This is a genomic window from Phytohabitans maris, assembly GCF_031085175.1.
Classification (GTDB): Bacteria; Actinomycetota; Actinomycetes; order Mycobacteriales; family Micromonosporaceae; genus Phytohabitans; species Phytohabitans maris.
This window is the reverse complement of sequence record NZ_JAVHUY010000014.1, coordinates 99,969-112,004: the sequence shown is the minus strand read 5'-3', so window position 1 is coordinate 112,004 and position 12,036 is coordinate 99,969. Positions and strand designations below refer to the sequence as shown.

Sequence of the window (12,036 nt, the reverse complement as noted above, 5' to 3'; positions counted from 1 at the left end):
GACGCGGGAGGCTCCAGTTGCGTCACGCGCCCGCCGCCACGGCGCCCGGCGCCCTCGTCGAGGAGGCGACCGCGCTGCTGGCCGCGCCCGCGCTGGTCGTCGTCGCCGGCGGGCCGGGCAGCGGACGCTCCACGGTGCTCGCCCAGCTCGGCGCCGCCTTCCGCGGCCCGGTCCTGGCCGGTGGCGGGCTGGCGATGCTCCAGGCCGTGCCGGCGTTCGCCCTGGCCCGCGCGGTGCGGGTGCGGCTGCCGGCCGCCGACCCGGCGCTGCTCGCCGAGGCGGTCCGCTCCCGGGTGCGGGGCGGGCTGCTGCTCCTCGACGACCTGCAGTGGGCCGACCCGGCCACCCTATCGGCCCTGCCGGCGATCGCCGCGCACTGCCGCGTCGCGGTCGCGCTGCGCACCCCGCACCGGCTCCCGCCGGCCACCGTGGCGGCGCTGCGGGCGGCCGCGGCCGGCTGGCTGGCGGTGCCGCCGCTGCCCGCCCGGGACGCCGCCGACCTGGCCCGCCGGGTCGCGCCAGGCCTGGACCCGGCGGCGGTCACGGCCGTCGTCGCCCGCGCCGGTGGGGTGCCCCTCGCGGTCGAGACCCTCGCCCGCCACGCCGCTTCCCGGGGTACCGCCGACGTGGCCGAGGACGCCGCCCAGGTGGAGTACGCGGTGGCCGCCGCCCTGGCCGACCTGACCCGCCCGGCCCGCACCGCGATGGCGGCGCTGGGGCTGCTCGGCCGCCCGGCCACCGCCGCGGTGCTCGGCGCCGGCGTCGAGGAGCTGCTCGAGGCCGGCCTGGTCACCGCCGTGGACGAGGAGCTCGCCCCGGTCTCCGCCTACCTGGCCGAGGTGGCCGCGGGGCTGCTCGACCCGCCGGGGCGGCAGGCGCTGCACCGGCGGCTGGCCGGCCTGGTACCGCCCCGGGAGGCCGCCCGGCACCTCGCGGCGGCCGGGGACGGGCCGGCCGCGTACCAGGTGGCCGTCGCCGCGGCCGGCCGGATGACCACCGCCGGCGAGCGTGCCGAGCTGCTGCTGCTCGCCTGCGACCTGCCCGGCGTCGACCCCGACCCGCAGGTGCGGGTGGCCGCCGCCTCCGCCGCCCTCGCCTGTGGACGGCCCCGCGCGGCGGTGAAGGCGCTGACCGGCGGGCCGCCGCTCGGCGTCGACGCGGCCGTGCTGCGCGCCGAGGCGCTGCTGCAGGTCGGTGACGTGGCCGCCGCCCGGGCCGCCGCCGCCCCGGTCCCGGACGGCGCGGCCCGCGACGTCGTCGCCGCCCGCGACCGGATCCTGCTGCTGGCCCGCCTCGCCGAAGACCCGGCCGAGGCGACCGCCGCGGCCGCCCGGATCGCCGACCGGCACGGCGACCCGCCCGCGCACGCCGGCCTGCGCGCCGCCCTCGCCGCCGTCCGGGCCCACGCCCGCGCCGACGGCTGGGAGTACGGCCTGGCCTCGGCGACCGCCGCCGCGGGCGCCGCCGGTGACCTGCTCGCCGCCAGGTGGAGCGCCTGGCTGCTGGTGGAGACCCTCGCCGCCGACGGCCGCCTCACCGAGGCCGCGCAGGCGGCGGGCAGCGCCGCCCAGGCCTGCGCCGCCGACCTCGCCTACAGCTGGCAGACCCGGTTCCTCGCCGCCGAGCTGTGGTGCGTGGCGCTGCGCGGCGCCGCGACCGACGACGTGGTCCGCCGCGCCGGCGACCTCACCGACCGCACCCTGCCGGCCCTGGCCTGCGGGTACGCGACGGCGGCCGCCAGCCTCGTGGAGGCCGACGGCGGGCTGCTCGCCCCGGCCCGTTCCCGGCTGGCCGGCGTCTCCGCGCCCAGCGTCCTGCTCGACTGGGTCGGCCGCGAGGCGGCCTGGCTGGACGGGCAGCCCGACCTGGCGCTGCGCCCGGCCCACGCCGACCTGGGCCGGGCCGGCGCGCTCGTGGCCGGGCTGCACGAGATCACCGCCCGGTGGGCCTGCGCCGACCTGGGGCTCGCCCCGCCGCCGGGCAAGGCCGCCGTCGACCGGGCCGCCGCGGTCGCCGCCACCCTGGCGGCGTGGACCGCCGCCGGCGGCTTCGACCGGGCCGCGGCCGCCTGGCACGACCTGGCCGTGCGGGAGGAGGTCCGCTGCCTGCTCGCCCAGGGCCTGCACGAGACCGACCCGGCGCTGGCCGTGCCGCCGCTGCTGGCCGCCGAACGCCTCGCCGAGCAGGCCGGCCTCGTCGTGCTGCTCGGCCGGGCCCGGCGGGCGCTGCGCCGCCACGCGGTCCGCCGCGACCAGCGCGGCCCCCGCGCCGGCACCGACCTCACCGACCGGGAACGGGACGTGCTGCGCCTGGTCGCCGCCGGCGAACCGACCCGCCGCATCGCCGGGCAGCTCGGCATCTCCGGCGAGACCGTGGAGACCCACATCCGCTCGGGCATGCGCAAGCTGGGGGCGCGCACCCGCACCGAGGCGGCCGCCCGGCTGGGCCAGCTGACATGAGCGGGCGAATCATCCGGCACAGCGCGCCCGGAGCCTCATGCCCGCCCGCGGCGAAGCGAGGACGGGCATGAGCGACACCCCGCGGTACGTGGTGCCGACCTCGGCGGACGCGACCAGCGTGCTGCGCCGCCTGGCCCGCTCCGGCTGGCACACCCGGGAGGGCTTCGCGCTGGCCGAGGCGGCGTGGGACATGGCCGAGGCGCGGCTGGTGCTGTTCGGGCGCGTACCGGACACCGAGACCGCGCACCTGGCCGTGCTGGCCGCCGCCCGGGGCACCGGGATCGTGGCGATCACCGACCCGGCGGGGGAGCTGGGCCGGGCCCTGGTGGCCGACCTGGGGCGGCTCGGCCCGGTCTACGCCGACCCGGACGCCGAGCCCGAGCCGGACGGCGACGACCTGGTCGGCCAGCTCGTGCCGGAGCAGCGGGCCCTGCTGGAGCGCCTGGCGAACGGTGAGACGATCGCCGCCGCCGCCGCGGCCGAGTTCCTTTCCCTGCGCACCGCCAACCGCAGGATCGCCCAGGCCCGCGACCTGCTCGGCGTCCGCACCACCCGCGAGGCGGTGCTGGCCTACCTGCGCCAGCGCGGCTAGCCCCGCTCGCTGTCGATCAGGGACGTCGTGGCGTGACCCGCCGTCCGACCCGCCCATCAACTCCCTGATCAACGGCGCGGGGAGCGGGCCGTGGAGATCGGGCGGGTGGGGTCGGTGTGCCGGGGACGGTCGGGTTCGTCCTCGCGCAGCGGCGCCAGGGTTTCCGTGATCGCGGACATGATCTGCTCGGTGGCCTGCCGCGGGGTGCCGGTGACGCGGATCGGGGCGCCGAAGCGGACGTGGACCGCCGGGCGGCGCAGCAGCGCCCGCAGCAGGCCACGGGCGGCTCCACTGGGTGCCGAGTAGGGGACCACCTCGTGCGTACCCCACTGGGCGACCGGGACCACGGCGGCGCCGGTCATGGACGCGAGCCGCGCGGTGCCGGTCTTGCCTTTCTCCGGCCAGAGGCCGGGGTCCAGGCCGATGCGCCCCTCCGGGTAGACCAGCACGACGGCGCCGGCCTCGACCGCGGCGGCCGCGTGCGCCAGGGCCGCGGTGACCGTCGCGGTGCCGCGGGCCACCGGGACGTGCCCGGCCCGCCGCATGATCCAGCCGATCGTGCGCATCCGGAACACCGCCGTGTCCGCCAGGAACGTCGGCACGACGCCCCGCGCCCGGCAGGCGGCCATCAGCACGGCCGGGTCGATCGGGCTGACGTGGTTGGCGGCCAGGATGACCGGGCCGGCCGGCACCTGGCCCGACACGCGCAGCCGGGTGAATGGGACGAGCGCCACTCGGGCGACCCCCAGGAGGAAGGGCCACCACGAACTACGATCTACTACGGGACGTAGTAATGATGGAGGTCTCGCATGGACGCGCTCGACGTCGCCCGCTGGCAGTTCGGTGTCACCACCGTCTACCACTTCCTGTTCGTCCCCCTCACGATCGGCCTGTCCGTGCTCGTCGCGGTGCTCCAGACCATCTGGGTACGCACCGGCGACGAACGCTACCTGCGCCTGACCAGGTTCTACGGCAAACTCTTCCTGGTCAACTTCGCCATGGGCGTGGTCACCGGCATCGTGCAGGAGTTCCAGTTCGGGATGAACTGGAGCGACTACTCCCGCTTCGTCGGCGACGTCTTCGGCGTACCCCTCGCCATCGAAGCCCTCTTCGCCTTCTTCCTCGAATCCACCTTCCTCGGCCTGTGGATCTTCGGCTGGGAACGCCTCCCGCGCCGCCTCCACCTCGCCTGCATCTGGATCGCCGCCGCCGGCTCCACCGCCAGCGCCTACTTCATCCTCGCCGCCAACTCCTGGATGCAGAACCCGGTCGGCTACCAGGTCGACGCCGCCGGCCGCGCCCGCCTCACCGACTTCGGCGCCGTGCTCACCAACAAGGTCACGCTCGTCACGTTCCCGCACACCCTCGCCGGCTGCTTCCTGGTCGCCGGCGCCCTGATGACCGCCGTCGCCCTCTGGCACCTGGTCAAGCACGGCACCGAGACCTTCCGCCCCGCGCTGCGCCTCGGCGCCTGGGTCACCCTCGCCGCCGCGGCCGCCGTCGCCGTCACCGGCGACACCCAAGGCAAGATCATGACCGAGGTACAGCCGATGAAGATGGCCGCCGCCGAAGCCCTCTACCAGACCGAACAGCCCGCCGCGTTCTCCGTCCTGACCATCGGCACCCTCGACGGCGGCCAGGAGGTCTTCGCCATCAAGATCCCCTACCTGCTGTCCTGGCTCGGCACCGGCGACACCCACGGCCGCGTCGAGGGGATCGACGACCTGCAGGCCCAGTACGCCGCCCAGTTCGGCCCCGGCACCTACAACCCGGTCATCCCGGTCACCTACTGGAGCTTCCGCCTGATGATCGGCCTCGGCATGCTCGCCGCCCTCGTCGCGCTCGTCGCCCTCTGGTCCCAGCGCCGCGGCCGCACCCCCACCTCCAGATGGCTCGCCCGCGCCAGCCTCGCCCTGCCGCTGCTACCCCTCGCCGCCAACATCTTCGGCTGGATCTTCACCGAGATGGGCCGCCAACCCTGGCTCGTCTTCGGCGAGATGCTCACCCGCGACGGCGTCTCCCGCAGCGTCTCACTCACCGAGGTCCTCACCTCGTTCACCGCCTTCACCCTCGTCTACGCCGCGCTCGCGATCATCGAGGTGCGGCTGCTCGTCCGCTACGCGCGCGCCGGCCTGCCGGCCGCACCCGACCGCGTCCTGGAGCACGCCTGATGGAACTCACCACCGTCTGGTTCGTCCTCGTCGCCGCCCTCTTCACCGGCTACTTCGTCCTGGAAGGCTTCGACTTCGGCGTCGGCGCGCTACTACCCGTCCTCGGCCGCGACGAACCCCAACGCCGCATGCTCCTGGGCACCATCGGCCCGGTCTGGGACGGCAACGAGGTCTGGGTGATCACCGCCGGCGGAGCCATGTTCGCCGCGTTCCCCGCCTGGTACGCCACCCTCTTCTCCGCCCTCTACCTGCCCCTGCTGCTCATCCTGCTCGCCCTCATCCTGCGCGGCGTCGCCTTCGAGTACCGCGGCATGCGCGACCACCCCACCTGGCGCGCCCGCTGGGACGCCGCCATCGTCTTCGGCTCCACCGCACCCGCCTTCCTGTGGGGCGTCGCCTTCGCCAACATCGCCCGCGGCCTGCCCCTGGCCCCGGACGGCGACTACACCGGCGGCCTGCTCGACCTGCTCCACCCGTACGCCCTGCTCGGCGGCGTGGTGACCCTCAGCCTCTTCGTCACCCACGGCGCCGTCTTCCTGGCCCTGAAGACCGAGGCCCCGATCCGCGCCCGCGCCGCCCGCGCCGCCACCCGGGTCGGCCCGCTCGCCCTGGCCGCGCTGGCCGCGTTCGCCGTGTGGACCCTCACGACCCGCTCCGCACCGGCCGCGGCCGTCGCCGCCGCCGCGTCGGTGGCAACCCTGTGCGGGGCGCTGGCCGCCAACCGCGCCCGCCGCGAAGGATGGGCCTTCGTCGGGACCGCCCTGACGATCGGGCTGCTCGTGGTGACCCTCTTCACCGCCCTGTATCCGGCCGTGCTCCCATCCACGCTCCCGACCGGCGACCTCACCGTGACCAACGCGGCCTCGTCCCCGTACACGCTGCGCCTGATGACCTGGGTGGCGGCCATCTTCGCGCCGCTCGTGCTGCTCTACCAGGGCTGGACCTACTGGGTCTTCCGCAAACGCGTCACCACCGCCGACAACGGCTACCACTGAGGGCGATCGCGCGCGGGCCGCTGGCTCTCCCTTGATCTGGGATCGCGACGCGTCCGTCGGGATCGCGGCGCGTCCGTGGCGAAAAGCCGCCCCGCCTGGGGCAGTGATTCGCCACGGGATCCGTGGATCCCAAGGTCGATGCTGTGGTTGGGAGATCGTGGTGGTTCGGTGCCCCTGGAAGGGCACCGGACGACCACGATCACCGGGCTGACCCGGTGTGTCGCCATCGATCATGGAGTTGGCGCGGGCCTCAGCGTCTGCGCTCGGCCTGGCCCGAACGCAGACGGGCGGTGACCAAGCCCGCGTGCCCGACCGATCGCGCAGCTGGCGCCCACACCGCGGCGCGGGGTCGAGTGCCGACACCGCCCGCGGGCGGCAGACGAGGCAGTGGGCAGTGTCGGGGACACTGCCCACTCACCCCAGCCGCCACCCACCAAGGGGCGGGAGGCGGGGTCAGCGTTTGAAGCGGCGCAGGCCCTCGCCGGCGCGCCACAGGTCGATCAGCAGGTGGTCGGCGGGAGTGCCGACCCTCGTCCAGACCACCTCGTCGATGTCGGCGCGGAACAGGTGACTGCGCTCATCGCCGCCCGCGGGCGGATGGCCGGACTCCACCGCGCGCCCGGACAGCTTGGCGTCGCCGGACCAGGTGGACGGGTCACCCTCCGGCGGGTCCTCGCTGCCGCTGTGCAGCGCGAACCGCGGGTCGCGGAGCAGGTCGACCGCCTTGCGGGCCATCCACATGCTGCCGAACCACAGGTCGCCGTCGCGGAACTCGGTCTCGATGCCGCTGATCCGCGGCCCGCCGTCCCGGCGCAGCGTGGCGATCGTCTTGTGCCGGTGCGCGTCGAGCAGCCGACGCACCGCCGCCGCCAGCTCCGGCGCCTCGCCCTCGAACTCCTCCCACCTGGCCACCGCGCCCCCCTTCTCAGCCGACGTCGCGGAGCTCGGCCAGCCGCGCCTCGATCTCGGCGAGCTCGGCCCGCAGCTTTTCGGCCTGCTGCTCGGCCTCGCTGCGCTCCACCGCCAGGATCTGCTCCACCGCCTCCTGCACCCCGGGCACGTCGACCAGCGCCACCATCTTCAGCGCCTCGGACGGGCGCACCACGTACGGCTTCGCCAGCGACTTGGCGCCCTGCGTCGCCGCGACCGTCCACTCGCCCTCGGTGTAGGAGAGGGTCACGGTCAGGCCGGGCGGGGCCTTCGGCTTCGCCGCCTTGGCCGTCTTGCGCGTGGCGGGCTTCTCGACCGCCGCCGCCGCGGGTGCTTCGTCCACAGTGGTCACTTTCGCCTCCTCGCGCGGCGCCGGCACCGGCGACCTCGTGATCTTCAGCTCTGGCTGGGGAGCGGCGGGCTCGGGCGGCGGCGCCGCCTTCTTCGCCGGTGCCGCCTTGGCACCCTTGGGCGGGATGATCAAATCGGTGGGGGAGAAGGGCAGCTCGTCCTTGCCGAACCGCACCACCACCCAATCGTCGGACAGCTCCGGGTCGGTGAGCTCCAACACCTGCCCGATCTGCCCGGCGATCTGACCGGCCGCCTCGGTGAACATCACCCGCGGCTTGCGGCCCGCGGCGAGCGTGTCGCGGATCGACTGCAGGTCGTCGGTGGACAGTCCTCGAACGGCCGAGCGCGCGGGTGCCATCACGAACCTCTTCCGTACACGTGTTTGATGACAGCTTCCTACCAGCCCCGTACGACAACGTCCACCGACACGCGGTCGACACGCCACAAGGGACGGATACCCAGGTGTTCGATAATGCACATTATGTCAACTAGAGCGCGGGCGGAGGCCAGCGAAAGGCCCGGCGCCCCCACACGGGGAAGCCGGGCCCGGCGAAGACGCGCGCCGCTACGGCTTGAGCGGCGGGTGCTTCGGGTCGAGCAGGTCGTTCTCCTTCAGCAGCCCGTACAGCGGGACCTGCTCCGGGTAGTGACCCCACGCGTGGTCACCGTCGCCGTCCTCGAGCCCGATCAGCTGCCGCTGCACCGGCGTCAGACCCGGCAGGTCGTCGGTCGTCTCCCGGGTGTGCACCCACCGGTACGTGTACCCGAAGAAGACGCCCTTGCGGGTGATCTGCGAGTAGTTGTTGGACCGGGCGTGCCAGATCCGCCGGTCGAAGAAGACCGCGTCACCGGGGTTGGCGGTCACCTCGATCGCGCCCTCCGGGTTGGGCCACTCCACGTCGCGGCGCGGCGGCCCGGCGATCCAGTTGGTGAGGTGGCTGCCCGGCACGACCTGGAAGTTGCCCCGGCCGGCCTGGGACACGTCCGACAGCCAGTACGCGATCTTCACCGACATCCGCGGGCGCGGGTCCGACTCGATCTCGCGGTTTTGCCGCCCGCCGTCCTGGTGCCACTCGAACCGGAACGGCTTCTTCTCGGTCAGCGGCGGGTGCACGTCCAGGTGCGAGTGGTACACGTGCACGTTCCAGCCGAGCATCGACCACACCAGGCCGAACACCTTCGGGTGGTCCAGCAGCGGCGCCAGGTCGTTGCAGCTGCCGACCGCGTTGAGCTTGTGCAGCGACCGGTCGGCGGCGAGCTTGCCGGCGGCGGCGTGCTCCTCGTAGACCCGGTCAACGGCGGCCGCGTAGTGGGCGACCTCGTCCTCGGAGAGCACGCCGGGCACGACGATGAAACCGTCCCGCTCGAAGTTGGCGCGCTGCTCGTCGGTCATTGCGGTGCCCGGATGGGGACGGGCCGAGACAGGGGTGGTCACGAAGGGGTCCTTTCCTCCCGTGGACAGACTTCTGCTGCACGTACGACGGGGCGACCCCGCCGCCGCGTTGCCCCGAGAGCCCGGCGGATCGCCGGAGGGGTCAGGCAACGATCCGGAACAGTACTCGCATCATCCAAACGTCGGTGACCCCAGGCGACGATCTAGCCGGAAACCCCACGGACCAACCACCACAAGCCCGGTAAACCGGACGGGCGTCGTCACTCAACGCTCTGAACCCGTAACACCAACACCCGGCGGTCCTTGGTCACCACACCCAGCACGTCACCAGCCAGCGCCAACTGCTCCGGCGGATCCGCGCCCACCTCCACCGCCCTGGTCGCCTTACCGTCACCCGCGTCCGCCACGAACACCTGCCACGCCACGTCCGTGCCCTTCAGCCCCGCCGCCCGCAGCGCCATCCGTCCACCGTGGACAGCCTCCACCGACGCCCCGTCCGGCAACGGCCACAACACCTTACCGTCCGGAGCCAGAACACTCCCCTCCGTCACCGCCGCGAACGTCGCCTCCCCCAACACCAGCCCCGCCGCCGTCACGTACCAGCCCGCGTCGTCCCCCGACTCCACCGGCGCCTTCCACGCCTCCTCGCCACTACGCACGTCCACCGCCACCACCCGGCTCTGCTCCCCCGCCTCGATCGCCGCGCACACCAGGAACTGCCCGCACGGCTTGACCCGCTCCACCTCCTGCCCCGCCGGCAACGGCATCGACCAGGCCAACCCGAAGCCCGACAGCTTGTACCCCGCCAGCACATCCCGCGCCTTGCCCACCGCCTCGTTCTGCACACCGACCACCTGACCGCCGAACACCGTCCAGAAGTCGTCCCGCAGCGGCAGCGGCCCGGTCGAGCGCGGCTTGCCGGTCACGGCGTTCACCACCGCACCGGTCCCCTCGCCCTCCTCCAACTCCACCACCGAATCCGTACCGGCGGTCAGCGCGTCGTACAGCACCCCGTCCACCCCCGGCAGCACCCCACCCTTGACCCCCACCCACTGCCGCACCGGCTCCACCCGATGGTCGTCGATCGTCAGCGTCTGCTCACTACCCGGCACCCGCTTCCACTTCTGCCGCCCGGTACGCAGATCCACCCGCAGCAACTGATGCCCGTCGAACGAGTCGTCCACGTCCACCACCACATCGGTGCCCAGATACGCGACATCGACGCGCCCCTCCCACACGTTGCGCCACAACAGCTTCCCGCCGGCGGCCGCCAGCACCGCCCGCACGTCGTCACCGCCGTCCGTCGCCGAGTTGTCGCCGTCGACCACGATCAGGTCACCGACCGCGGTCAGCTTCACCCCCTCCGGCTCGACCGGCACCCGCGTCGTCCAGCGCGCCTCTCCCCCACCGCTCGGCAACGCCTTCACCTCGGTGAAACCACTGCCCACCGCGGCCACCACCACGTCCTGCCCGGAGACCGCCACCGCCGCCGCACCCGGCTGCGACAGCGGCACCGCGGCCGCCGTCACCAACTCCCCCTTGCCACCCGCCGCCGTGCCACCCGGCTGCCCGAACTGCAACCCGCTGCCCAACCCGTCACCCGCGCCGTCGATCGTGCGCCGCAGCCACCTGCCGCCCTGCACCACACCGGCCACCAACGCACCGACCAGCACGAACACCACACCCGCGAACACCGCCCGGCGCACCGGCCGCCGCCTGCGCGGCGCCGGCCTCACCACCGGCGGGCCCATCGGCGGCCGCGGCGGCGCCATCATCCCCGGACCGCCACCCGGCGGCGCAGACGCGGGAAAGACCGGCGCCGGCGACGCCGGAATCGGCGCCGACACCACACCCACCGGGAACGGCGACGACACCGGATACGGCCCCGCCGGCGACCCGAACGGGCCGGACACCGGAAACGCCGCACCACCCGCCGTACCCGTCACCGGGCCCGTGGCCGCGGCGGCCGCCATCGCGTACACCAGCGCCCCGTACGCCACCGGCAGCTCCGGCTGCTCCGGCACCGACGGCGCCACCCCCAACCGCGCGTGCAACCGGCTCGCCACCAGCGGCATCCGGCTCGAACCACCCACCAGCAACAGACCCGCCAGCTGCGCCGGCTCCACACCCGCCCGCTGCAACACCCGCCGCGTCTCGTCCACCGCCCGCGCCACCAGCGGACCACCGACCCGCTCCAGCTCGTCCCGGGTCAGATGCATCGGCTCCACCCGCCCCGGCACGTGCACCGGCGCCGTCGACGAACGCGACAGCATCTCCTTCGCCGCCCGCACCTCCGACCAGAACGCCTGCCGCTCGCGCCGCTGCTCCCCGTCCGCCGGCTGCTCCAGCCGCCGCCACAGCTCCGGATCCCGCACCGCCACCAACTGACCCAGGTGCGCCACCAACGCCGAGTCCACGTCCAGACCGCCCAGGTCGTCCAGGCCACCGGTCGCCAGCACCCGCAGCCCGGCCGGCTCCCTTCGCACCACCGCCACGTCGAACGTGCCGCCGCCGAAGTCGAACACCCCGAGGCAGCCACCCGGCGGCACCTGCTGACCGAGCACCTGCACGCAGTACGTCGCCGCCGCGATCGGCTCGTCCAGCAGCGTCACCTGACCCAACCCGGCCCGCCACGCCGCCGCGCGCAGCACGTTGCGCCGCGGCTGCCCCCAGTCCGCCGGGCAGGTGAGCACCGTCCCGCCCGCCGGCGACACCCCGGCCGTACGGGCCTCGTCCGCCACCCGCCGCAGGCTCGCCGCGAGCAGCTGCTCCACCGGCACCTCGTGCTCGCCGAGCAGCACCGTGCCCTCGTCGACCCGGCGCTTGGGATGCGGCTCGAACCGCTCCGGCGACGCACCGCCCAGCCGGGTGCCGTCCCGGCCGGTGTGTAGCCCGCCCTCCGCGTCCACGAACACACCCGATGACAGCAGCGGCGTGCCGTCGAACAGCAGCGCCCGCGGCTCCTGCCCACCCCGCCGCACCACCGCCACCGTGTGCGTCGTACCCAGGTCCACCGCGAGGCGTACCGATCCGTCCACGCCGACGCTCCTCCCCTGTCGCGCCGCGGAAGGCACGCCACCGCCCCCGCGAGCGCGCCGCCGCCGGATGCTACCCGTGCGCCTCAGGTTGCCGGTGATCAGCCTCT

Annotated in this window: 9 protein-coding genes; 4 read left to right on the top strand and 5 right to left on the bottom strand. The window is 74.5% G+C overall.

The window, feature by feature from the left end; all coding sequences use genetic code 11:
• Positions 1 to 17: 17 nt before the first annotated feature.
• Together RB614_RS16790 and RB614_RS16785 are read left to right on the top strand one after the other, a co-directional pair.
• Complete coding sequence (locus RB614_RS16790; protein WP_308713441.1) at positions 18 to 2,459, top strand: helix-turn-helix transcriptional regulator; 2,442 nt, start codon at positions 18 to 20, stop codon at positions 2,457 to 2,459.
• Positions 2,460 to 2,526: 67 nt separating this feature from the next.
• Positions 2,527 to 3,051, top strand: a complete 525-nt coding sequence (locus RB614_RS16785) for a LuxR family transcriptional regulator (RefSeq protein ID WP_308713440.1) — start codon at positions 2,527 to 2,529, stop codon at positions 3,049 to 3,051.
• A 68-nt stretch (positions 3,052 to 3,119) separates the two neighbouring features.
• Here the strand turns inward: RB614_RS16785 and RB614_RS16780 are convergent, their stop codons facing one another.
• Positions 3,120 to 3,785 (bottom strand): lysophospholipid acyltransferase family protein, encoded by a 666-nt coding sequence (locus RB614_RS16780; RefSeq protein WP_308713439.1) that lies wholly within the window; start codon positions 3,783 to 3,785, stop codon positions 3,120 to 3,122.
• Between the two features lie 75 nt (positions 3,786 to 3,860).
• Between RB614_RS16780 and RB614_RS16775 the strand changes: the two genes are divergently transcribed.
• Entirely contained in the window at positions 3,861 to 5,222 is a 1,362-nt protein-coding gene (locus RB614_RS16775) for a cytochrome ubiquinol oxidase subunit I (protein ID WP_308713438.1), read from the top strand.
• Complete coding sequence (cydB, locus tag RB614_RS16770; protein ID WP_308713437.1) at positions 5,222 to 6,217, top strand: cytochrome d ubiquinol oxidase subunit II; 996 nt, start codon at positions 5,222 to 5,224, stop codon at positions 6,215 to 6,217. Before RB614_RS16775 ends, cydB begins: the two co-directional genes overlap by 1 nt.
• Positions 6,218 to 6,670: 453 nt before the next feature.
• On the opposite strand, the gene RB614_RS16765 is transcribed toward cydB, so the two are convergent.
• The 4 genes from RB614_RS16765 to RB614_RS16750 form a co-directional block, all read right to left on the bottom strand.
• Positions 6,671 to 7,129 carry a pyridoxamine 5'-phosphate oxidase family protein gene (locus tag RB614_RS16765; RefSeq protein WP_308713436.1) on the bottom strand — a complete coding sequence of 153 codons (459 nt, stop codon included), beginning with the start codon at positions 7,127 to 7,129 and terminating at the stop codon, positions 6,671 to 6,673.
• Positions 7,130 to 7,142: 13 nt separating this feature from the next.
• On the bottom strand, positions 7,143 to 7,856 hold the full coding sequence (locus RB614_RS16760; protein WP_308713435.1) for a hypothetical protein: 714 nt from the start codon (positions 7,854 to 7,856) through the stop codon (positions 7,143 to 7,145).
• Positions 7,857 to 8,063: 207 nt separating this feature from the next.
• Positions 8,064 to 8,933: a phytanoyl-CoA dioxygenase family protein gene (locus RB614_RS16755; protein WP_308713434.1), complete on the bottom strand. Its 870-nt coding sequence runs from the start codon at positions 8,931 to 8,933 to the stop codon at positions 8,064 to 8,066.
• A 218-nt stretch (positions 8,934 to 9,151) separates the two neighbouring features.
• Entirely contained in the window at positions 9,152 to 11,929 is a 2,778-nt protein-coding gene (locus RB614_RS16750; protein WP_308713433.1) for an Hsp70 family protein, read from the bottom strand.
• Positions 11,930 to 12,036 lie beyond the last annotated feature (107 nt).

Excerpts from the sequence above, each read along its gene's own strand:
- RB614_RS16760 (WP_308713435.1), bottom strand. The coding sequence starts at position 7,856 with ATGGCACCCGCGCGCTCGGCCGTTCGAGGACTGTCCACCGACGACCTG.
- RB614_RS16775 (WP_308713438.1), top strand. The coding sequence starts at position 3,861 with ATGGACGCGCTCGACGTCGCCCGCTGGCAGTTCGGTGTCACCACCGTC.
- cydB (WP_308713437.1), top strand. The coding sequence starts at position 5,222 with ATGGAACTCACCACCGTCTGGTTCGTCCTCGTCGCCGCCCTCTTCACC.
- RB614_RS16785 (WP_308713440.1), top strand. The coding sequence starts at position 2,527 with ATGAGCGACACCCCGCGGTACGTGGTGCCGACCTCGGCGGACGCGACC.